General features: G+C 47.9%; 22 protein-coding genes. 13 read left to right on the forward strand and 9 right to left on the reverse strand.

Annotated features, from left to right (window positions below):
• The first annotated feature begins 105 nt into the window (after positions 1-105).
• Together P403_RS0114185 and P403_RS0114190 are read left to right on the forward strand one after the other, a co-directional pair.
• Positions 106-1,863, forward strand: a complete 1,758-nt coding sequence (locus tag P403_RS0114185) for an ABC transporter transmembrane domain-containing protein (protein WP_029333305.1) — start codon at positions 106-108, stop codon at positions 1,861-1,863.
• A complete protein-coding gene (locus tag P403_RS0114190) occupies positions 1,853-3,619 on the forward strand; it encodes an ABC transporter ATP-binding protein (protein WP_029333307.1) in 1,767 nt (588 codons plus the stop codon). The genes P403_RS0114185 and P403_RS0114190 overlap by 11 nt, the downstream gene beginning before the upstream one ends.
• Positions 3,620-3,681: 62 nt before the next feature.
• On the opposite strand, the gene P403_RS0114195 is transcribed toward P403_RS0114190, so the two are convergent.
• Together P403_RS0114195 and P403_RS0114200 are read right to left on the reverse strand one after the other, a co-directional pair.
• Positions 3,682-4,590, reverse strand: coding sequence for an SH3 domain-containing protein (locus P403_RS0114195; RefSeq protein WP_029333308.1), 909 nt, complete (start codon positions 4,588-4,590; stop codon positions 3,682-3,684).
• 448 nt (positions 4,591-5,038) lie between these two features.
• The gene (locus tag P403_RS0114200; protein ID WP_029333310.1) at positions 5,039-5,233 is read right to left on the reverse strand and encodes an aspartyl-phosphate phosphatase Spo0E family protein; all 195 of its coding nucleotides are present in this window, start codon (positions 5,231-5,233) and stop codon (positions 5,039-5,041) included.
• A 211-nt stretch (positions 5,234-5,444) separates the two neighbouring features.
• Here P403_RS0114200 and P403_RS0114205 point away from each other — a divergent pair, with 211 nt between their 5' ends.
• Both P403_RS0114205 and P403_RS0114210 read left to right on the forward strand, forming a co-directional pair.
• On the forward strand, positions 5,445-6,143 hold the full coding sequence (locus P403_RS0114205) for a cytochrome c biogenesis CcdA family protein (RefSeq protein ID WP_029333312.1): 699 nt from the start codon (positions 5,445-5,447) through the stop codon (positions 6,141-6,143).
• Between the two features lie 16 nt (positions 6,144-6,159).
• Positions 6,160-6,642 carry a CcdC family protein gene (locus P403_RS0114210; RefSeq protein WP_029333313.1) on the forward strand — a complete coding sequence of 161 codons (483 nt, stop codon included), beginning with the start codon at positions 6,160-6,162 and terminating at the stop codon, positions 6,640-6,642.
• A 98-nt stretch (positions 6,643-6,740) separates the two neighbouring features.
• Here the strand turns inward: P403_RS0114210 and P403_RS0114215 are convergent, their stop codons facing one another.
• A complete protein-coding gene (locus tag P403_RS0114215) occupies positions 6,741-7,166 on the reverse strand; it encodes a DUF2621 family protein (RefSeq protein ID WP_029333314.1) in 426 nt (141 codons plus the stop codon).
• Positions 7,167-7,258: 92 nt separating this feature from the next.
• On the opposite strand from P403_RS0114215, the gene P403_RS0114220 reads away from it, so the two are divergent.
• Entirely contained in the window at positions 7,259-7,582 is a 324-nt protein-coding gene (locus P403_RS0114220) for a hypothetical protein (protein ID WP_029333315.1), read from the forward strand.
• A gap of 38 nt (positions 7,583-7,620) precedes the next feature.
• Here the strand turns inward: P403_RS0114220 and P403_RS0114225 are convergent, their stop codons facing one another.
• From P403_RS0114225 to P403_RS0114235, 3 genes are all read right to left on the reverse strand, one after another.
• Positions 7,621-8,925 carry a VOC family protein gene (locus tag P403_RS0114225; RefSeq protein WP_084157677.1) on the reverse strand — a complete coding sequence of 435 codons (1,305 nt, stop codon included), beginning with the start codon at positions 8,923-8,925 and terminating at the stop codon, positions 7,621-7,623.
• 24 nt (positions 8,926-8,949) lie between these two features.
• Positions 8,950-9,963: a hypothetical protein gene (locus P403_RS0114230; protein WP_029333318.1), complete on the reverse strand. Its 1,014-nt coding sequence runs from the start codon at positions 9,961-9,963 to the stop codon at positions 8,950-8,952.
• Between the two features lie 91 nt (positions 9,964-10,054).
• Positions 10,055-10,495: an RrF2 family transcriptional regulator gene (locus P403_RS0114235; protein ID WP_029333319.1), complete on the reverse strand. Its 441-nt coding sequence runs from the start codon at positions 10,493-10,495 to the stop codon at positions 10,055-10,057.
• 139 nt (positions 10,496-10,634) lie between these two features.
• Here P403_RS0114235 and P403_RS0114240 point away from each other — a divergent pair, with 139 nt between their 5' ends.
• The 3 genes from P403_RS0114240 (at position 10,635) to P403_RS0114250 (ending at position 13,343) form a co-directional block, all read left to right on the forward strand.
• The gene (locus P403_RS0114240) at positions 10,635-11,435 is read left to right on the forward strand and encodes a hypothetical protein (protein WP_029333321.1); all 801 of its coding nucleotides are present in this window, start codon (positions 10,635-10,637) and stop codon (positions 11,433-11,435) included.
• A 217-nt stretch (positions 11,436-11,652) separates the two neighbouring features.
• Complete coding sequence (locus P403_RS0114245; protein ID WP_029333322.1) at positions 11,653-12,540, forward strand: ABC transporter ATP-binding protein; 888 nt, start codon at positions 11,653-11,655, stop codon at positions 12,538-12,540.
• Entirely contained in the window at positions 12,537-13,343 is an 807-nt protein-coding gene (locus P403_RS0114250; RefSeq protein WP_029333324.1) for an ABC transporter permease subunit, read from the forward strand. The genes P403_RS0114245 and P403_RS0114250 overlap by 4 nt, the downstream gene beginning before the upstream one ends.
• Before the next feature lie 208 nt (positions 13,344-13,551).
• On the opposite strand, the gene P403_RS0114255 is transcribed toward P403_RS0114250, so the two are convergent.
• Positions 13,552-14,799 (reverse strand): MDR family MFS transporter, encoded by a 1,248-nt coding sequence (locus tag P403_RS0114255; RefSeq protein WP_029333326.1) that lies wholly within the window; start codon positions 14,797-14,799, stop codon positions 13,552-13,554.
• A 410-nt stretch (positions 14,800-15,209) separates the two neighbouring features.
• Here P403_RS0114255 and P403_RS0114260 point away from each other — a divergent pair, with 410 nt between their 5' ends.
• The 3 genes from P403_RS0114260 to P403_RS0114270 all read left to right on the forward strand — a co-directional run bounded on the left by P403_RS0114260 (position 15,210) and on the right by P403_RS0114270 (position 18,597).
• A complete protein-coding gene (locus tag P403_RS0114260; protein WP_029333327.1) occupies positions 15,210-16,793 on the forward strand; it encodes a peptide chain release factor 3 in 1,584 nt (527 codons plus the stop codon).
• 133 nt (positions 16,794-16,926) lie between these two features.
• Positions 16,927-17,388, forward strand: coding sequence for a general stress protein (locus P403_RS0114265; protein ID WP_235195226.1), 462 nt, complete (start codon positions 16,927-16,929; stop codon positions 17,386-17,388).
• Between the two features lie 123 nt (positions 17,389-17,511).
• Entirely contained in the window at positions 17,512-18,597 is a 1,086-nt protein-coding gene (locus P403_RS0114270) for an MBL fold metallo-hydrolase (RefSeq protein ID WP_029333331.1), read from the forward strand.
• A gap of 206 nt (positions 18,598-18,803) precedes the next feature.
• Here P403_RS0114270 and P403_RS0114275 read toward each other — a convergent pair whose 3' ends face one another.
• Positions 18,804-20,042: a purine/pyrimidine permease gene (locus tag P403_RS0114275; protein ID WP_029333332.1), complete on the reverse strand. Its 1,239-nt coding sequence runs from the start codon at positions 20,040-20,042 to the stop codon at positions 18,804-18,806.
• Positions 20,043-20,148: 106 nt separating this feature from the next.
• On the opposite strand from P403_RS0114275, the gene P403_RS0114280 reads away from it, so the two are divergent.
• Together P403_RS0114280 and P403_RS0114285 are read left to right on the forward strand one after the other, a co-directional pair.
• Positions 20,149-20,961, forward strand: a complete 813-nt coding sequence (locus P403_RS0114280) for a LysR family transcriptional regulator (RefSeq protein ID WP_029333334.1) — start codon at positions 20,149-20,151, stop codon at positions 20,959-20,961.
• 71 nt (positions 20,962-21,032) lie between these two features.
• A complete protein-coding gene (locus tag P403_RS0114285) occupies positions 21,033-22,223 on the forward strand; it encodes an RNA-splicing ligase RtcB (protein ID WP_029333335.1) in 1,191 nt (396 codons plus the stop codon).
• Between the two features lie 92 nt (positions 22,224-22,315).
• On the opposite strand, the gene P403_RS0114290 is transcribed toward P403_RS0114285, so the two are convergent.
• Entirely contained in the window at positions 22,316-22,846 is a 531-nt protein-coding gene (locus P403_RS0114290) for a DM13 domain-containing protein (protein WP_029333341.1), read from the reverse strand.
• Between the last annotated feature and the right edge of the window lie 26 nt (positions 22,847-22,872).

Genomic DNA, 22,872 nt, shown 5'->3' on the forward strand with positions numbered 1-22,872 from the left:
CCGTTGTGGTCTCCTTTTTGTTTGCTATTTACTGGAAAGATGGCTAATCTAAAATGTGAGACTATTTAAAATACTCAATTGATTTGAAAAAGGGGGGAGACTTGAATGGGAGTCTTCAAGAAATTGAGTTGGTTTTTTCGACTCGAATGGAAAGCATATAGCATCGGCATCATTTGTTTGATTTTTGTCGCAGGTCTCGAAGTGATTCCACCAAAAGTCATCGGGACGACCGTCAATGGATTAAGTGACGGTACATTGACGAAAGAGCGATTGTTTACACTCGCCGGGGTGCTCGTATTGATCGGAGTCTCGACCTACGTCATCCGTTACTTTTGGCGTTTTTACATCTTCGGCGCATCGATTCGGCTGGGCCGGTTGTTGCGGAGTCAGCTGTATGGGCATTTTTCAGATTTAGACCAATCGTTTTATAAGAAATACCGAAGTGGGGATTTGATGGCGCATGCGACGAATGATGTCCAAGCGGTTTCAATGACGGCAGGGGCAGGGATTTTGACGCTCGTCGATTCTGTGACGATGGGGAGTTTTGTCGTTGTCATGATGGTGACGACAATCAGTTGGAAACTGACACTCGTTTCCCTTCTGCCGATGCCGTTGATGGTCTACTTGACATCGCGTTACGGGAAGATGCTGCATTCCCGTTTTCATGATGCACAGGAAGCCTTTTCTGACTTGAATGACAAAGTAGCAGAAAGTATCAGTGGCGTCCGTGTTTTAAAAGCGACGGGGGAAGTCGAGTCAGACGTGACGACATTCACGTCGTTATCGGATGATGTCGTACAAAAAAACCGTCGTGTCGCAAAAATTGATGCGTTGTTTGATCCAACGATCTTTGGACTCGTTGGTCTATCGTATATCATCGCCGTCGGATACGGAGCGTATTTATTACAACAAGGGGAAATCCGGATCGGTGACATCGTCGCCTTCACTACATACTTAGGTCTCTTGACGTGGCCGATGCTCGCATTCGGCTGGTTATTCAATATCGTCGAACGAGGACGTGCTTCGTATGACCGAATCGAACGAATGCTTGCCGTGGAACCGGAAATTAAAGATGCGAAGGAAGCGGTGACGACCGTCGATTCACCACGACTCGATATCGCGATTGACCGTTTCATCTATGACACACAACCGGTTCTTGAACAAATCGATGTCACACTCGAGCCCGGAAAGTCGCTCGGAATCGTCGGACGGACAGGTGCTGGGAAGTCGACGTTCGTCCGGTTATTAACCCGCGAATATGATGTCAAACAAGGAGCCATTCGAATGGGAGGACAAGACATTAAACAACTCCTCCGCGAAACGGTCCGGAAGCAGATCGCCGTCGTCCCACAAGACCATTTCTTGTTCTCAGCATCGATTGCGGACAATATCGCTTTTGCGAAACCAGACGCTTCGATGGAACAAATCATGGAAGCAGCTCGTGTTGCTGCTGTCCATGACGATATTCTTGGTTTTAAAGAAGGTTACGCGACGATGGTTGGAGAACGCGGCGTGACGTTATCCGGTGGACAAAAACAACGGATTTCGATTGCCCGGGCGTTACTCGCCGACTGTCCGATTTTAGTGCTCGATGACGCGTTATCGGCCGTTGATGCGAAGACAGAAGAGGCAATCATCGATCATTTCCGCACGGCTGATAACGAACAGTCGCAAATCATCGTCGCCCATCGCTTGTCGGCCGTCTCCCATACGGATGAAATCATTGTCCTCGACGCGGGACGAATCATCGAACGGGGGACACATGAGCAGTTGTTGCGGCGAAAAGGCTGGTATAAAGAAACGTATGACCATCAACAACTCGAATCATTAGTTGAACAAGGGGGTGGACCGTTTGAATCATGATATCAATGAGAAAGACGTCTTGAAGCGTTTGCTTCGGTTTGTCGGTCCCTTTAAGAAGCAAGTCTTTGTGGCGTTCCTTCTTTTACTAGTCACGACGGGTGCAAAACTCGGAGGACCTTATTTAGTTAAAATCTTCATTGACAACTATGTCACGACTGGTAATTATCCAGTCCAGGAAGTCGCCTTATTATTTAGTGCCTACCTCATCTTGCATACGACAGGGATTATCGTCGATTATTTGCAAGCATTTGAATTTCAAAAAATCGCGTTAAAAGTCATTCAGCGCTTACGGATTGATGTGTTTCGTCACGTCATGCACCTGCGACTCGCTTACTTTGACCGGACACCGGCTGGGGTTTTAGTCTCGCGGATCACGAATGATACGGAAGCGATCAAGGAACTCTACATCGGCGTCCTCTCGACGTTTGTCCAAAGTGGTGTCCAATTGATCGGAACCTATATCTTCCTCTATTTCTTGGACCCAACGCTTGCGACAATCGCACTTGTCCTACTGCCTGTATTTTATTTCGTCATCTGGATTTACCGCAAGTACTCGACGAAATATTATGCAGAAGTCCGCGATTTGTTATCGAAAATCAATGCCCAGTTAAATGAATCGATCAACGGGATGGCAATCATCCAGCAATTCCGCCAAGAAAAACGATTGATGGCGGAATTTGAAGAGACGAACGTCGCCCACCAAAATGGTCGTTATAAAAACTTAAAGCTCGACAGTTGGTTACTTCGCCCAATCATCGAACTGATGCTGGCGCTCTCAATCGCGACACTCGTCACGTACTTTGGATTCTTATCGTTTACGGAGACGGTTCAAGTCGGTGTCGTCTATGCCTTCATTAGTTATCTTGAACGCATTTTCCAACCTGTTCAACAAATCATGCAACGGTTGTCTGAATTCCAACAGGCGATTGTTTCGGCCGACCGTGTGTTTAAAGTTCTCGATACGGATGAGCCGGAACCGACGAAAGGATTGCCTGGTGCAGCGAGCGTCACGGATGGACATATCGTCTTTGAAGACGTCCGGTTCAGTTATGATGGCGAGACGGAAGTCTTGAAAGGGATTACCTTTGAAGCGAAAAAAGGACAGACGATTGCCCTTGTCGGTCAGACGGGAAGCGGGAAAAGTTCAATCATCAACATCTTGATGCGATTTTATGCCTATCAGTCAGGACGCATTTTGATTGATGGACAGCCGCTCGAACAGTTGTCGGAAGATGAATTACGGCGTCACGTCGGACTTGTCTTGCAGGATTCGTTCCTCTTTACGGGAAGTGTCGCTGATAACATTCGGTTGTTTGACGATCGGATTTCGTTCGGAACCGTTGAAGAGGCGGCCCGTTTCGTTCAGGCGGATGGTTTCATTCACCAGCTCGATGACGGCTATGATAGCCCGGTCGCCGAACGCGGGGCAACATTCTCAGCCGGAGAACGGCAATTGATTTCGTTTGCACGAACGATGGCGCGTGATCCAAAAATCTTAATCTTGGATGAAGCGACAAGTTCAATCGATACTGAAACGGAAGAGAAAGTTCAGACGGCATTGAAGCGAATGCGAGAAGGGCGGACGACGATTGCAATCGCTCACCGGTTATCGACGATTCAGGACGCCGACTTGATTCTTGTGTTACATCAAGGGGAAGTCGTCGAACAAGGAAATCACCAAACGTTAATTGCGAAAGACGGACTCTATAAAAAAATGTATCAATTACAGTCGGGTCATGTGACTTCGATTTCGTAAATACACACAAAAAGGCCTGCCAGGCGATCTCGCCCGGCAGGTTTTGCTGTTACTTTTTTTAATTAGTAGACAGTTACTGTGACGTTTTGGCGTCCCCAGTTGATGGCTTCTTGTTGTGAACCAACGAGAAGGTCAAGTTTGTTACCTTGAATTGCGCCACCACGGTCGAGGACGATAGCTTCACCGATACCTGAGATGTGCATGCGTGTGCCGATCGGGTATTGTGAAGAAGCTGCTACGATACGCATACCATTGTACGTGATCGTGTTTGTTACATCATAACCGCTAGCAGTCAATGCACGACCGTTGTAAAGTTGGCTACCGTTGCTTGATGGATCGTTCGTGTATGCACTTACGTTCATCGTCACTTTAGTACCAGACTTCGCTGAAGTCGTTTGTTTAGTTGCAGTAGCCGGTTTAGCTGCTGCTTTAGGTGCTGGCTTAGCTGCTGGTTTTGCTTCTGCTTTAGGAGCTGGAGCTGGAGCTGCTGAAGTTGAAGCAGTAGAACCAGAAAGTGTAGTGTAAGCACTATGCACATAGCGCGTTTTACCATCGATTGTTGTTTTAATCCAAGAACCGACTTTACTTTCTACGTTTACTGTTTCCCCTTTATACAAGTTACCTACATCTTTCGAGTTCGTAGTAGGTTGTGTCCGAACGTTTAATACTGCCGTAGTGACTGTAGCTTTTTTAAAGTCGAATGATGAGGCAGCAGTAGTATATGCGCCATGTACATAACGTTTTTGGCCATTGATGCTTGTTTTGATCCATGCGCCAGAACGTCCTTCGACATTTAATGTTTGCCCTTTATATACGTTACCTACGTCTGCTGATGCTGTTGTAGGTGCTGTGCGAACGTTGAGTACTGCTGTGTCTACTTTTACCGTCTCTGAGGCAGCCTCTGTCTCTTGGGCGAATCCTACTGATAGAGCCGTTGCTGCAAGTCCTGCAGCGAAAACTGCTTTTTTCATTATTGATGTCCTCCTGACATATGCTGTGTTTACTGTTCCTACTCTACACCCCGAAACCGGGTAGTGCGTTTACAGGTCAATGTCATTAAAGTTACAAAAGAGGTCAGTGTGACAAACAGATTGCAAAAAGCGTGTTTTTGTCATTAGTAGGTCATAAAGCATGGTTTTTAAGTGGGTTCATAAGTCTTTATGCCTATATAAAGAATAAACGGAAGCAATTGTAATGTACAAAAGTCATGAATCAATCCCTTGTCTAAAAATAAGTTGAACCATCTTCTAATCAGACCGGAGGCGAAGTTTGAAAGAAGAAGGGGGGCATGACAATGAAAAAGCGATTGAACAAAAACAAACCCTCTGAATGGAAAGAGGGTTTGCTTAGAAAGGATTAGTGATCAAACAAGTACACTTAATGGAAGGTGCCACGAAATGACTGCATTGAATTTTCGTTTTATGTGAGGAGCCGCTCATTTGAAGAGCCGACGGCATAAGTTTGCATAATCCGTGTGTACTCGACTAATAACAAATCGAGTTCGTGACTGAGCTTCAATACATGGGGAGAGGTGAAACTAGACCGATCTGCTTGAAGATACAGTTCGCTTCGTTTTGCTTCAATTGCTAAGGTCAGTAATTGTTGGCTTGTCATAGCAGTCTCCCTTACATTGGTGTCGTATCCATATTCTAGCAAGTGATTATTCGGAGTGCAACGATATTTTAGTAAGATAAAGTAAATGTAATTTTTTTGTAATTTGAGAAGTCACGAATCTTTCTTATCTTTTGTGAGATAATAGGTGCTAAATGATGCGGAGTTTGGCAAAATAGAGAAGAACTTCTTCTTATAGAAAGGAGCTGCTGAAATGGAGCTCTCGCTGTGGTTAGCATTTGGGGCAGGGTTACTGTCATTCGTGTCTCCCTGTACGCTACCGTTGTATCCGGTATTTCTTTCGTACATTACCGGAGTATCTGTAACGGATTTACAAGAAAAAGGTGTCCGGGAAAGACGTTCACTTTTCCATACACTCGCCTTTTTAGTCGGGTTCGCACTCGTGTTCGTCGTCCTAGGACTGTCGACGTCACTCTTTGCGGACGTCTTCATCACGTATCGCGATACATTACGGATGGTTGGGGCCCTCGTGATTTTCGTCTTCGGGATCGTCTTAGTTGGTTTATGGCAGCCGACGTTCTTGATGCGTGAAAAAAAATTGAATCTTGGTGAACGCAAGGGCGGTTACATCGGTACAGTCCTCGTCGGAATCGGATTTGCTGCTGGATGGACACCGTGTACAGGTCCAATCCTTGCTGGTGTCATCGGTCTAGCGGCGACGAATCCGAGCCAAGGTATGCTCTACATGCTGTTTTATGTCCTTGGATTTTCGATTCCCTTCTTATTAATGGCCTTTTTTGTTGGACGTTCGAAACTCCTTGTCCAGTACAGTCTCAAAATGACGAAATTCGGTGGCGCCTTGATGATGGTCTTCGGAGTCATGTTGTATTTCAATGGCTTGAGTAAATTTGCGGCCTGGATGAGTGATATCGTTGGATTTACAGGATTTTAATTGAGGAAGTGATGAGATGATTTGGATATCAACAGGGGTCGCGCTCGTGATGGGGTTACTCATCAGCTTCATACGGGTGAAGGCGTCGGCGAAACCGACAAATGCCAAAAAGATCTTAATCCCTCCGTTCGCGATGTCGACCGGGATGTTGCAATTTTTATACCCGGCCTCTCGTTTGACTTGGACGGAGGTCGCGGAAGCATTGATCGTCGGGATGATTTTCAGTGTCTTCTTGATTAAGACGTCAAATTTTTATGAAGCAGAAGGTCAAATTTATTTGCAACGTTCAAAAGCATTTTTTATCGTTTTATTCGGAATCTTACTCGTACGGACGGTCGCAAAATTTGTGATCGGAGGTCAAATCGATATTTTTGAGACAGGTGGAATTTTCTATCTCGTCGCGTTCGGAATGATCGTCCCGTGGCGGATCGCCATGTATTTGAAGTACAAACAAGTCAAGTCGGGGATTGTTCCCGTCGAACATTTACCACAATCATGAAAAATGACCGCCTTGTCCGATTTACTGGACAAGGCGGTCATTTTTTGAATCCATCACACAGAATCTCGATCACTCAAAGTGGATGGATTCTGTCATCATTAACTTTGGAAGTAGAGTTCATATTCACGCCAATCGATTGCGTGTTCTTTTAAGGCTTTTTTCAAAAATTTATGATCACGTTTTGGAGTCGCTGAAATATATCCTTTGACGACAAGCTCTGACGTCATGACCGATGCACGTTCTTCAAGTGCGAACTGACCGATCCGTCCGGCAATTTTCCGCCGTGCAACGTCACGAAACGCTGCCGGAACAGGCATGACGAGGGCATTCAATAACTCCATTGTCTCGTCCGTCCACAAGTGTCGTGTTTGGTCGATGTACTCATCTTCCCAATCCATCATCGATTTGCCGTCTTCTTTCGGGAGTTTTTTTAAGAACTTCCGGAACATGAAGAAGCCGCCAATCGCCATTAGTGTAATCATGATAAAGCCCCAGAGCAAAATTCCGTTCATGAACCATGCCATCCGTGACTCATCCCCCTTTCAACATCATTTATAGATTAGCATAAATGGTTTTCTCATGCTATGATGAATGACGGAGAAAGTGAGGAGAAGAGATGTTACAGCCATATGTACAATTAGATGAATCCGGACGACCGCAAAAGGGGAACTTACCCGAGACAGCAGACGGTCGCGTCGTCGAATTTTATTATGATACGAGTGGAACGGAAATCACGGTCGTATTCGTGACGATTCCTGCTTTTGATGCCAGTCGCAAGCGGGCATTTACCGTCGGGAAGACGTTTAAGACGATCTCGACTCTTGAAGATTTTACATTAGTGAAATATGACCTTATAGATCATCAGATCCTCGCGACACTTGAAATGTTCGCCGATGGATCGAAGCGTCAAATCGACGCTTCGAGATTGCTCGACTATTAAAAAAAGAAGGAGACGCGGATTGCCGCGACTCCTTCTTTTTATTTCGCGTTCAGCGTGATTTGATCATGGTCAAGCTCGGCGATCCCGCCAATCGGAAACGTAAATAAAGGTTCCGTGTGACCGAAATCCGCATTCGCGATGACGGGGATTGTTTTAAGTTGCGGATAGAGACTGACGAGATAACGTAAATGTTCTTCCGTCATCTTCGTTGTCAGTTGGAACCGTCCGAAGACGATGCCACAGATTTCGTCAGCGCCCGGTTGTGCCAGCAACGAAGCAAAATCACGGGCAAACGTCGCCGGATGGACCTCGTAATCGTCCTCTAAGAAAAGGACGGCTTGACGTAAATCTGGGAAAAACGGCGTACCTTGTAATAAGTTCAACGTACAGAGGTTTCCCCCGAGAATCCGGCCGCGTGCTTGTCCGGACGATAAAATAAGATGACCGTCGTTCAAAGACGTGATGGTCCGGCCATCCATCGAGTCGTGCCAGTTGACGCTCGGGCGGACGGAGACCGGTTCGACTCCAAATAACATCTTTTTGAAATAGTCGAGCGTGTAGGCGTCACGCGAACTGAGTGCGCGTAACATTGGTCCTGAGTAAGTGACGAGACCTGTTTTTGTGAAAATCGCATTACTGAGCGCCGTAATGTCAGAGAACCCGCAAAGAATCTTCGGGTGGGTCCGAATCAAATCGTAGTCGAGTCCCGAAAGCAATTCGTTTGAGCTGAAGCCACCACGGACGCAAAGAATCGCGTCGACAGACGAATCCGCAAAAGCAGAGTGGAGGTCGTCAATCCGACAAGCGGGATCACTCGAACCGAACGGGTTAGTCGCACGGGCATGTTGACTGATTGAGACGCGGAGTCCGAGCGTTTCTAACAGTTCGATGGCATCATTGATGATTTTTTCATCGACACGCGCTAAGCTCGAAGCAGGCGCAAGGAGACGGACATGCGAACCTGCCTTTAGTTTATCCGGAGTAATCGGCGTCAACTGGCTTTCGATACACTCGATCCGGTTTTTGAACGGATCCTCCGTAAACAATCGCCGCCGTGGTGCAAGGCGATCGTCAAACGTGACCGGGTGACCGGCTTTATTCAAGCGCTCGGCGACACCATCCAAGTCGGGAAACGTGAGGCCGGGAGGTGCTTTTTTAGCCGGCTGAAAATTTTGTTCGATGCCAACGTGAATCGCTGCAGCGTGACTTGTAAACCAAACGCCACCCGTCGCACGGACACCAACGGGCTTTTCGACTTCTTTCATATGTAGTAGCCCGGCATAAAAAGCCCGGGTCGCATCTTCTGAAGCAGGTGGCGCAGCTAACTGAACATGATCAAGCATGACGACACTTCCTTTCGTGGTACATCAACCGACAAATTGTGTGACCCGTTTAAGTTCACGTTCGACAAAGTCTAGATAGAAGGAACCGTCAATGCGGTGGTCAAGACTTTGGGCAATTTCATAAATATTCGAACGGAGCAGTCCGAGGTAGCCGGCTTCTTCTTTACGGGCTGATCGGTAAGAGGCTGCGTAATGAGCGAGTAAGAACTGAAGGTAGCCGCGATCTGTCAAAAGCGGAATCAATTGTTTTTTCTCTTCCATCGACCAGACGTAATTCGGGTTGTAATACATTTCGGCGTAAAGATGATACGGTTCGTCACCACCTGTGAAGAGCGGCTTGACGCGGCGTACTTCTTGTGTGAGTTTCTCCATCCAATCGAATCGGTCCTGTTTACGACTGATGAACAATGGCAAGATGTACGGATGGGCCTGGTCCGGCATCCGTGAACACCCGCGCTCGTGTCGGATTGCTGCATACAATAGAAGTGCCCGGTCTTCGAAACCACGTTCAATCGCATACGTCATCCGGCTGAATCCTTCACACGACGGACAATCACTCAGTTCATCGGAAGGGGCATCAATCCATTCTTCCAAGTATTGATCCGCTTGTTCTTCGTCACCAAGTTTACTGTAAATCATGAAACCGATATAATCACGGGTCCGCGCAAATCCGTTGGCGTCACAAAAGTCGCTAAAACGTTCATAATCCGCCTCTAGCAAAGCGATCGAGACGTCTTCTTGTTCAGCGGCATAAATCAAATACGATTTATAGTTCCAGTACAGGTCAAGCTCCTGTTTATGTGTCAGTGTCAGTTCGTCCTTACGAATCCAGTCCATCAATAATGAAAACGAGACGAGGAACGAGCGGAAATGTCCGAGATCAAATTGATTTTGAGAAAAGGTCCATAATGCTAAGGGGCGAAGTGAATCGTCGGTCGTATCTTCAAAAATTGTCCAAAGTGATTCGCCACGTTCAAGTGACGGATTTTCCTCTTTCAATCGAAGATATAAGCTATTGAGTTCTTCATGAGGGTTCATCTGTACCCCTCCTTTCTTATATGAGTATACCACGCAGCGGATGAGAAATCGTTGATGATGCGGGCGCAACAAAAAATGATTCCGCTACGCATCAATGGCGCCTCGGAATCATTTCAAGAATTTGTGGGTGCAGTTCATTTGCCGGATGTAGTAAATCCTGGATCGTATAACTATTAAGTACCTGATGGAACGCTTCAATCGCTTCATCAAAGGCTGTTCGTGCAGGGTCGAGAGATGGGTATTCCACCATTCCCTCTTGCGGGTCCAAAAAATGAGTTGTTGGTTCGAACAACTGTACGATGTCACCGAGATAAATTTCATCCGGAGGACTTGCTAAGCGAAATCCGCCACCACGACCACGGACAGAATGAATCAAACCATTTTGTCCTAAACGATAGACGACTTTCATCAGATGATTTTTAGAAATGTCGTAACAGTCCGCTACTTCCTGGATTCGGACAAGCCGATCCGCATGTGCGCCTGCAAATAAAAGCGACCGGATCGCATAGTCCGTATAACGTGTCATGCGCATGTATATCACCTACTTAACTTAGATACTAGATGGGATTCGGAGGAAGAACAAGTCTTAATGTGTTTAATCAAACAAGTATTTTCAAGATTGTTTTTGCGTAAGGGTTCGGGCATAATAAAGGGGAAAGGTAGGTCATGGTATGCATTTTGATCAAGCATTACACCTCTTACAAAAGATGGGTCCAGAAGTGGATAAACGCGGTTTACGTATCGCGAGCCGGTTTTATGATCAGTTAGAAAAAAATCATAGCCGACAGCTTGAACAAATGGGACAGCAGGAGATGCGTTTACAAAATCGTGAACTTCGGATTTTACGCCTCAGTCGCCTGTTGCATCACGTGACGAACCAACAAGAACCGAGTGAATTGTTTAAGCTCGTTTTACTCGAAGAAATCAATCAAACGAAATCATTCATTCTGTCTTACTCAGAAATCGTCAGTCAGGAAATCCTACTCGCCGTGCAATGGGAATTTAAGCTTGAAGCGACAGACCCGTTGCTCGAAGCATGGTCTGTCGTCCATCACCAACTTGTTGATACGTGTCGTCACTTTTGTAAGTATTCTTCTCGTGACGATTCGAAGCAGCTTGAGGTGCTGTTGATTGCAGAAACACATCATTTAGGTGCTGTCATTGACGAAGCGAGGTATGCGTTGACGAATCAACGGAAGACGACGCTCGTCCACCTCAACGACAGGGAGGCGGTCTCGGCGAAGATGACGCGGACACTGGAAGGTCTGATTCAAAAGGGACTTGTTTTCCATACGATGCACCAAAATAGTGCGGATGAAGGGACGGCTGAATTTTTAGAGATGATTGCAAGCGACGACCCAATCGTATTCGTCAGTGGATCGAGTCGGTTCATTGCGGACGTCCAACGGATCCTCGAGCCATTACCGGTTATCTTTGGTCCATTTGTCGCGGATAATGCATTGCCATCTTAATGAAGGAATGCCTGAAAAAAGTTGTTTCAAGTACGAGAGCGGATACCCCGATGTTTTCGAGGGACGTCCGCTTTTTTTGTCGAATTAGCGTTGCTCGTGCGCAAGCTGGTTGGAATAACGGACTTTTCAGCAGAAAGAGGAGAACTGTTCGTTTTTCTTGAAAGCTATTAAGAGTATCAATGCCGGAGAATTCTTTCAAACTTTCAGGAGGGGTGACATGATTAACATCGAGAACCTGACACAACAGTTTTCAAACGGTAAAGGAATTTTTGATGTCACGATCAATGTGGAGAAAGGCGAAGTATTCGGGTTTCTCGGACCGAACGGTAGCGGAAAATCAACGACGATTCGCCATTTGATGGGATATATGAAGCCGCAACGCGGGCGGGCGACGATAAAAGGGCTCGATACGTGGGTAAATCAGGCGCAAGCGCGAGGTCACGTCGGGTATTTACCCGGCGAAATGGCGTTCCTCGACGGAATGACGGGGCTCGCGTTTCTCAACATGATGGCCGGTATGCAAGGGTCAGACAATCCAGACAGACGTGACGAGTTGATTAAAAAGCTCCAATTCAACCCGAACACACCGATTCGCAAGATGTCAAAAGGAATGAAGCAAAAGATTGGAATCGTCGCGACATTCATGCATGACCCGGAAATCTATATCCTCGACGAACCGACGTCGGGACTCGATCCATTGATGCAGAACTTGTTCATCGAACTCGTTCTTGAAGAAAAAGCACGTGGCAAGACCTTCTTGATGTCGTCTCATAGTTTTGCTGAAATCGAGCGAACATGCGACCGGGCAGCGATTATTCGTGACGGCAAAATCGTCGCGACAAAAAATATTCATGAGTTGCAGACAATGCAACGAAAATCATTTAACGTCACGCTCGATGAAGAAGTGGCTGTAGCCGCTCTGCTCGCTTCCGCCTTGACGACGGAGCGAATCGACGTGCGGACGGTCCGGGTCGAACTCCGTGGGAATTATGATTTACTCATCCAAACGCTCGCCCCGTATCATATCAAGAACATCAGTGCCGATGACCAAAGCTTGGAACAAATTTTTATGGATTATTATAATCAAAAGGAGTTGGGGAAATGAATCTCGCTCTTTATCGTCATATGATGCAGCTCCATCTGAAGATGTTTTTTGGTTTCGGGGTCGGCTCAGCCATGTATGTCACGTTGATCACTTCCTTGTATCCGCTGCTCGACGACAACATGGAACAGATTGACGACATGATGCAGATTTTACCGGAAGGAATGATGCGGGCATTCGGAATGGAGTCGATCAGCAACTACGGTCAATTCATCTCGGCCGAATACTATGGTCTGTTTTATCTTTTAATCTTGGGTGTCTTTAGCGTGATGGTCGCGATTCAACTCGTCGCACGGCTCGTCGACCGCGGTTCGATGGCCTATCTTTTATCGACGCAGGTTTCACGAACGAAAGTCATTGTCACACAAATGCTCGTCTTAATCAGTGGTTTAATTGTGATTCATGTTTTGACATTCGCGGGCGGGGCGCTCGCAGCACGGTTCTTAATCGATACGGACCGAATCGCACTCACTGAATTTTTCCAAATCAACTACGTCGGGTTTTGCTTGTTCTTAGCCGTCAGCGGTTATTCGTTCTTGATCTCCTGTTTGTTCAACGATGAAAAAAATGCTTTTGCGGTCGCCGGTGGCGTAACCTTTCTATTTTACGGGATGAACATGATGGGAAAAATCGTCACGAAAATCGACTGGATTCGGCATTTTACGCCGTTTTCGCTTTATGAACCCGGAAAAATCGCTAGTGGGGAAGGTGAGGTCCTCGTCTCAGTAATCATTTTAATCTTGATTGGTCTGCTGAGCTATGGTCTTGCCATCGTTCTTTTCCGGAAACGAAACTTGCCGTTGTGACTTTTTCTTGGGTGAGACACAAGGTGATGTCCCTTGCTCCTAACAGAGAACGAGCAAGAAACACCATTCAATGCAACTAAAAAGACAAGCGATTGATTTGATTAAAATCTAAATCGCTTGTCTTTTAGTTTTTTACAGGAACAGGTTAAAGCAACTATTTAGTATTTTTTTAAGTTTACTACCAACTTCTTCTTTAAGACCATTCACCTTACGCCGACTCGGACAACCGTTTCGCACGGCGAATCGAACGATCGAGTGCCAAGTAGACGAGTCCCGATAAACAACACGCGACCCCGATGGCGCCAAGCGCATAGTCGCCGTGACCGGATTCAAGGAACAGCGAACCGAGGAGCGGTGCCGTCACGCCGCCAATCAACCACTGCACGCTCGCAGCACCGTTATACGTTCCCCGTAAGTGAACCGGCGCGATTAAAGCGATGAATGTCATTTGGACCGGTGACATGATCATTTCACCGACCGTATAAAGGGCGTATATGACGAGTAAGAGAATGACGATGACGATATAATCCGTTCCGAGCGAGAAGAAGTAGGACGGGACGAATGCGAGTAAAATCATGCCGAGTCCGAAGACGCTTGCGCCGAGTAACATGACTTTCCCGAACGATTTACCGGATAGCTTCGCAGCAATCGGAAATTGGAACAGGACGACCATGATGCCGTTCAGTCCCATCAAGTACGGGAAAGGATTTTTTTCGTCCGGCAATCCCGGTAAGGCTTCTTTTAAGAAGACGGGTAACATGTTTTCGACGAGCGTGAAGCCCATCGAGATGAAGACACCAGCCGCAATGAAGATTAAAAAGACATGGTCCTTTCGTAAGACGGTCAGTGAAGAAAGTTGTGGTGTATCCACCGGATGCTCGATTTTTTCAGGTTTCGTCTCACCAATGAACAGCAGGAGGACGAGGGCATAAAGTACATAAACAATAGCCGCTCCATAGAAAATCAAGGACCGATCGATAAAGAGGACGGCGCTACCGATCAATGGACCGAACGCAGCCCCGATGTTATGCCCCATCCGTAAGAGACCAAACGATTCGTTTAATCGTTCCGGTGGCGTGACATCAGCGACCATCGCGCTCGCTGCCGGGTGGAATAAAGAGTTCGTTAGACCGAGCGTCGCATTTAAGATAAGCAACGGCCAAAATGTATCGGCAAACGTAAATCCGATCAGGGCGAGCGCATCCCCGACGATGGCGATGACCATCAGTGGTTTGCGGCCGTAAATGTCGGCGAGGTGCCCGCCGAGGAAGGATCCGAACAACGCGGAAATCGGACCGATCGCCATGATGACACCGACGAGGAGGTATGAATCGAGTTGGTCGGCGTAATAGAGTACGAGAAATGGTGCAATCATGAACATCATGATACCGGTTAACGTTTCCCCGACGAACCGGATCCAAATGTTACGGTCGAGCAGTTTTAATGAGTTGAACATAAATAAAACCCCTTATTATTCCGTTTTTAGACAATAGAAAAGACGGATACGCACAAATATGGGCATACCCGTCCTGATATAAGGGGGCAGCATGTACGTATACGCATACGCACACCCTGCTTAATTTTTAAAAAATTAAACGATTGGGTGACGTACAATGATCGCAGATGAGTTTGATACCTGAATCTGTCGCTGTGCTTGTGGCTGTTTCATGTGTACGTCTCCTCCTTCTAGTTAGTTAACTTCCTCGTCATCGTATAGAACATCAGGACGAGTTGTCAACTAAAAATCTGAAAATTAAGTCAATCATGTGAAATAGACGAACAGCTGAAAATTCGGTATGATAGACTAGTTGCGAAAAATGAGCTGGTTACAAGTATTGAATTTATCGTGAAGGGACTTAATCATACATGACAAAATTACAAACTGAAGTCGAGAAACGCCGGATTTTCGGTATCATCTCCCACCCGGATGCCGGGAAAACGACATTAACAGAAAAATTCTTACTCCACGGAGGGGCAATCCGGGAAGCAGGGTCGGTCAAAGCCCGAAAAAATTCGAAATTTGCCAAATCCGACTGGATGGAAATCGAGAAACAACGCGGAATCTCGGTCACGTCATCGGTCATGCAATTCGAATACGATAAAAAAATCGTCTCTATCATGGATACACCGGGTCACTCGGACTTCGGGGAAGATACGTACCGGATCTTGACGGCCGTCGACTCGGCAATCATGGTCATCGATGCGGCGAAAGGGATCGAGTCACAGACAAAAAAACTTTTCCAAGTCTGTCGGATGCGCGGTATTCCAATTTTTACATTCATCAACAAAATGGACCGTCAAGCACGTGATCCACTCGAATTGATGGAGGAGCTTGAAGAAGTCCTCGGTATCCCGTCTGTTGCCGTCACGTGGCCGGCAGGATCAGGACAACAGTTCGAAGGGGTCTACGACCGGGTCAACGAGAAGTTCCACTGCTTCAAACAGGACCGGAAGACGATTGAGCTGGGGGAAGAAGGGCTCGCAAACGACGAACTCGCTAACTCAATCAACAATGAAATGTACGATACGCTCGTCGATGAAGTCGATTTACTCGACGGCGCCGGCAATGCCTATGACGAGGAATTGATTGCAAAAGGTGAACTGACACCGGTCTTCTTCGGTTCAGCTCTCGTCGACTTTGGTGTCACACCACTGCTCGAACACTATCTCAACTTGTCCCCGTCCCCGACACCACGGGAATCGAACAAAGGGAAAATCGAACCGGCACAAGAATTCTTCAGTGGGTTCGTCTTTAAGATTCAAGCGAACATGAACCCGAACCACCGGGACCGGATTGCCTTTATCCGCATCTGTACCGGAAAATTCGACCGTGGGATGGATGTCGTCCTGACGCGGACAGGTAAGAAAATGAAATTGTCGCAATCGACGCAGTTCATGGCAGATGAGCGGGAAACGGTCAACGAAGCCTTTGCTGGAGACGTCATCGGTCTCTACGACTCGGGCAACTATCAAATTGGCGATACAATCACGAACGGTGATCCGTCACTCCAATACGAAGCCTTGCCGACATTCGCACCGGAATTATTCTTGAAGGTCTTTACGAAAAATGCCCTGAAGTCAAAACAGTTCCAAAAAGGGATTGAACAATTGGCACAAGAAGGAGCGATTCAAGTTTATAAGACGGAATACAACGAGGTCATCCTCGGTGCGATCGGTCAACTTCAGTTCGAAGTCTTCGAACACCGCCTTAAAGGCGAGTACGGCGTCGATATCTTAAAAGATGCGGCGAACTTCCAGGTCGCGAAGTGGGTCAAGGTGACAGAAATCAATGACGTGAAGAAATTGACGGATTCACGGACGGTCCTCGTTTATGACCGTTGGGAAAACCCGGTTCTCCTCTTTGCGAATGATTTCGTCTACGAACGCTTCGTCCAAAAAAATGAAGGTACGATTACATTAGTCGATTCGCCGCAACAGCTGAACGATTAATCAAATCTTGAGAGAGCTTTTCCGCGTCAGCGGAGGAGTTCTTTTTTTGCTTCGCTGTTTTGCTTCAGAAGAACATGGGTAAAAAAGGAAAGTAGTCCGATTCATACATTTTGTGAGAGGGATGGTGTTAACGATGGCGAAAAAATTCGTAGGCGTTTTTCATGATCAATCCAGCTTGGAGCAAAAGATGCATGCTTTAAAAGAACAAGGACATAAGGACTCCGACTTTTCAGTCGTCGGACGGGATGAAGCGGCCGAAGAGACATCGGGTGCGTCTTGGGTCGATGAAATGAAAGCGAAGTTCAGCAAGGAACCACCGTTACGCGAGACACTGAAACGCGTCGGGCATTCGGACGACGAAGCGGCGAAACATTATGAAGAAGTCGAGCGTGGTGGGATTGCCTTGTTCGTCAAGGAACGGGACGATCACGACCACGATCATGACCATGATCACGGGCATCGTCATGACCACACGGAAGATCGTCACGGAGGGAAAGTCGAAAATCCTGGCGTCAATGATTATGAGTCGGAGCAGGATGCGAATCACGAAAAAAGTACGCGGACGAAATGGGACGCAGACGATTTAAATAAATAAGGGACGAACACGGATTGGCTTTGATTAAACAGCCATCCGTGTTTTTTATTGGAGAAGTGTCTTCACTACCGCTGAAAAAAGGACGGGTGCTATACTGAAAGCACTTATTGAAGAGGTGAAACCATGAAAAAAACAGTCGCAACACTTACAGGGCTCGGATTACTCGGAACGGTCTTTATGACGCGTTATCCGTTATTCGGTCGCCGACCGTCTAAAGCCGATCAACAGGATTACAGACGATCCGCCCAGTTCAAAAATGGAAAGTTTCAAAATGAACTGCCGTTTCAACTGAAGATGGAATGGGAGACAACAAAAAGTATCTTAAAAGATTATGGGCGGGAATTGCCATCTTTAAAACCGGTCAAGCCATTACCTGTCGTACCGTTTGAGCGACGGACAGACGGGACAGAACCACGTGTGACCTGGTTCGGGCACTCGGCGTTCTTACTTGAACTCGATCAACAAACGATTTTCTTTGATCCGATGCTCGGTCGAGTTCCGTCACCATTCCCGAAATTCGGAGGCGGACGGTTCCAAACGACGGCACCGGTCGATCTCGATGCCTTGCCGCTGATCGATCTCGTCATCTATTCGCATGACCATTATGACCACTTGGATTATCATTCGGTTCTGGCATTAAAAGACCGGGTCGGCCGATTCATCGTCCCGCTTGGTGTCGCGAGCCGCCTGAAAGGCTGGGGTGTCGACGCAAGCCGGATTACGGAACTCGATTGGCACGAATCGATTGAGACGAATGGTCTTCGTCTGACGGCCACACCGGCTCGGCACTATTCGGGACGAAACGGGCTTGATCAATTTTCGACGCTTTGGGCCTCATGGGTCATCGAAGGCTCGAAAAAAGTCTTCTTCAGCGGTGACAGCGGGTATGGTCCACACTTTAAGGCAATCGGTGACCAGTACGGTCCGTTTGACTTGACGATCATGGAGTGTGGGCAATACGACACCCGTTGGTCGAGCTCGCATATGTTGCCGGAACAGACGCTTGCGGCACACCTCGATGTCAAAGGGGATGTGATGATTCCCGTTCACTGGTCGGCGTTTACACTGGCGTTTCACCCGTGGTTCGAACCGGTCGAACGGCTGTTGAAGGAAGCGGCGAAACATGACGTACCGGTCGTGACACCGATGATCGGTGAGAGCGTAACAGTTGCGAGTCAGACCCGTAAATGGTGGAGAGAAGTACGGTGAAGGTAGGTTAAGTGAAACTCATCGTCTTTTCCCGTACTTTCCTCAGGCTCGTTTGTCTCTGACAGCTCGAAAAGAACGCACTTTTTCCTGTAGGAGTCACGGGAAGAAGCCGAGGTTAATGGACTGCCATCAGATGATGACTCAAAAAAACATCCCCGCTCTTTCGCCTGTCGCGAGAGAGCGGGGATGTTGTGTTTTCGGACGGGTTAACTGGCAAGCCGTTCTGATTGAGTTTCTCGTCGCACGCGAAAACGTTCGATGACTTCAAACCCAAGCACAAGCATTGTTCCGATCAATAAGCCGTTACTGAAGAACGGACGTAACGTTAGCGGCAAAATCTCCGCCAGAACCGTCGATTGTAACAGAATACTGATTCCGATGACGGCACAAATCGCAAAGGCGTGTTTCCGACGGCTGGTCGTCATGCTGCTTTCAGCGGACTGCCAGGCAATCAGGAACATATGCGGTAACGTGGCGAGCAACGCCGCACTGGCAACACTGCGCGGCAACGTCGCGATGATCCCGATGATACTCGGGAAAAACCCGACCAAGGCGATGACGAGTGAGGCAATCAAAAACGGTCGGCGGTCCTTACTTCCCGTCTGGGCGATGAAACCACTTGTGATCGGCAACGGGACCGGAACGAGCGTCGAGAACGTCGCCGCGATCAAGTGAATGATCCCTTCGACCGTCAGACCCTGATGCAAGGCCCCTTTTTTCTGAATCGTCGCTTCGACGGCACTTAACGCAGCAATCAAGTTGACGATTAAAAGAATCGCAAACGGAATCGCGACGAGAAACGCACTGCCGTCAAATTGCGGCATCCCGAACGGTAACGCGGTCGGAACGGCAAAGACACCGGATGCTTCCGGCAGTGACGGGCGACTGACCAACCAGCCGACGACGATGCCGATCATCAAAGCGAACGGACGGAGCCGTGCCGGACCAAACTGGCTCAGTCCGAGGACAAGCAGGAATGTCAGAACACCGGCAAGACGTGTCGCTTCGACGGCGAGAACGGCACCCAGCATGACGCCGGTCAGTTGAATACATAATAAAAGCAAAAACGTGCCGCTGACGAGCGGCGTAAAGACCGGTAATAAAAAGCGGGTCCATCCGGTCAACCCGAGGAAAATCAAGACAACACCGGCGATGACGACCGCGGCCATCGCAATCGTAAAGGCCGTTTTTGAATCGACCGGCAGCGCGGCGATGACGACGAAGATACTGACCCATGAACCGGCCGGACCGGATACGATCGGTAACCGGTGACCAAACATACCATGAAGAAAACAGGCAATCCCGCCGACAAAGAAGGAGCGTTGGACAAGAGCGGCCGTCTCGACACTCGAGAGGTCGAACAGACTGGCAACGACGATCGGCAAGGCAATCGTATTGGCTAATAAGAAAATAATCCACTGGACTGTGGATGTCGTACGTTTCACAAAAATCGTCTCCTTTAAAAATCGCTGATTTTAGCATCGTATCATATGATTGATGTTATGATTCATACATATTTATGACTGAAAACATATGAAAGAGATGATGAATATGGATTTACGCCAATACCGCTATTTTTGTGCGGTCGTCGAAGAACAATCGGTCACGCGGGCAGCGGAACGGCTACGGATGGCTCAGCCTGCCTTGACGCAACAAATTCGCAAGATGGAAGAGTTGCTTGGCGTGCGGTTGATTGAACGCGCGGGACGCGGCATCCGGATTACATCGAGCGGTGAGCGGCTCTATGAACGGGCCGTCTCACTGTTGCGCTATGAAGCGGAAACGCGGATCGAAGTCAGTGACATCAAGGAAGGGCGGACCGGCATCTTACGGATCGGCGTCAATACGTTGTCCGCCGGCCGCTTGACGGGCTGGGTCCAAGAGATGAAACGACGGCATCCGCGGATTACGTTACAAATTCATCAAGGCGAGTCTGCTGCTTTGATTGATCGTTTGAAGGATCATGCGATTGACGTGGCACTCGTCCGGCTGCCGATTGAGGCGCAAGGCGTCACGATCGAGTGGATGGAAGAGGAACCGTTTTATCAGATCCATCATCCTGATTTTCCGGATGCCGATATGATTATTCCGAGTCAGGAAGGACTGGGTGTCTTTCAGACGCTCAGTCAACAGTTCGGGGTCGTCTCGCAGGAAACGTGTTCCGACGTTTTGACCTTGATTGGACTCGTCCGGTGTGGACAAGCGGTGACGCTGTTACCGGAAAGTACGCTCCGCGAGCTCGACATGACGGGACTGGTGCGGGAACGGTTACCGGACGCGACGAGTACGACGGCTCTTGTCTGGTTGACGGAAGATGGTCAATCGGCACTGACCCAACAATGGGTCTCGATTGTCCACGAGTAAGAACGAATTGTTAAAAAAGGGATTTTATAGGATACTTGAACAAGAGACAGGAAGGTAAGGGGGAGGATGAAATGAAGACGATTCGCGGAAAGTACGGCGAAGCGAAGATTTTTACCCACAATGTCGATGACATGACGATTGAGCAAGTGACAGGGATGCTGAATGAAAAGATTGCTGTCGACGGCAATGTCCGAATCATGCCCGATTGTCACGCTGGCAAGGGCTCGGTCATCGGAACGACGATGCGGATTCACGATAAAGTGGTTCCGAATCTCGTTGGTGTCGACATTGGCTGCGGGATGTTATGTACACAAATCAACCGTGAAGGAACAGCTGGTGTCGATTATGAGAAGTTGGATGCTGCGATTCAGGCACTGGTTCCGAGCGGCATGTCCGTCCGCAATCAGCCGCACCGCTTGTCGGAACAGATTCCGTTTGAGCAGGTGTTGGCACCGTTCAACGAAACACGGGCCCGATTGTCGATTGGTACGTTAGGCGGCGGCAATCATTTCATCGAATTGAATACAGACGAGGAAGACAATCTCTACCTCGTGATTCATTCCGGCAGCCGGAACCTCGGAAAAACGATTGCCGAACATTATCAAAAGTTGGCGGAAAGCTCACAATTCACCGTCGATACGGCGTCGGTCGTCGCATCGCTGAAAGAACAGGGACGGGAGCAGGACATCCAATCGACTCTGGTCGAGTTGAAGAGTCAGTTCAATGAAACGAATAAAGATTTGGCGTACGTGTCCGGTTCCGATATGGACAACTACCTGCATGACTTAAAAATCGCTCAAACGTATGCAGCACTGAACCGTCAAGCGATGACCGACGTCATTGTTGAAGCGATGGGCTGGTCGGTCATGGAACAGTTCGATACGATCCATAACTACATCGATCTCGAACAGATGATTCTCCGCAAAGGTGCGATTTCGGCGCAAGCTGGTGAAGTCGCCATCATTCCGATGAACATGCGCGACGGTTCACTGATTGTCAAAGGAAAAGGCAATCCGGACTGGAACTATTCGGCACTACATGGGGCAGGACGGATCATGTCCCGTTCGAAAGCCTTTAAATCCGTTGACCTCAAAGAATTTGAAGCGACGATGCAGGACGTCTGGTCGAGCTCCGTCGTCGAATCGACGCGTGATGAGTCACCATTCGTCTATAAACTGATGGAGGAAATCATCCGGAACACAGAGGACACGGTCGAGTTATTAAAAGTCATCAAGCCGCTTTATAACTTTAAAGCGAAGTGAGCCGGCAGGCGTCTGTGACTTTGAGCCAGACAAAAACCCCCGACCATCTGATTGGAAATGAATCAGTAGCGGGGGGATCGGTTACATAATATTTACCCGTTGTTAGTCTTCACTACTGCTGTACCAAAATCGGCGTTGAAGGCACGGCACCAAATCACGACGGTATTGTACTTCGTGAAATCGACATCTTGAGGGACGGCATAATTTTGATTGCCGGTATTGCCTTTTAAAGCCCCTAAGTTGATGCCTTCTTTTGGCTCCATACCCGGTTGAATAAGATAAACGAATAAATCTGTACCGTTCGTCGTCTTGAAATCCTCAAACCGGAGATACTGACCGTCATCTGCTTGAATCGTTTTGAGTGTTCCTGAGGTTTGATAGTTTTTTTCTCCATCGACGAATTTACCGGAGAACGTAAGCTCTTCCTCCTGCGTGCCAGGTGTCGTGGCTTCCGTTTCATCTTCAGTGTCTGGTTCCTGTTCTTCCGTTTTGACGTCAGAGGAAGTCGGGGGAAGTCCTTCGTCAACGGCTTTATCAAAAAGAAGCGGTGAGACTAACCACCAACTGATTGCTAGGATACCGACGATGACGACACCAAGGAGTATTTTTGTAATCGTTTTCATATGCATCACTCCACTTCAGAGGTTTT

It is taken from the genome of Exiguobacterium oxidotolerans JCM 12280 (assembly GCF_000702625.1).
Taxonomy (GTDB): Bacteria; Bacillota; Bacilli; order Exiguobacteriales; family Exiguobacteriaceae; genus Exiguobacterium_A; species Exiguobacterium_A oxidotolerans.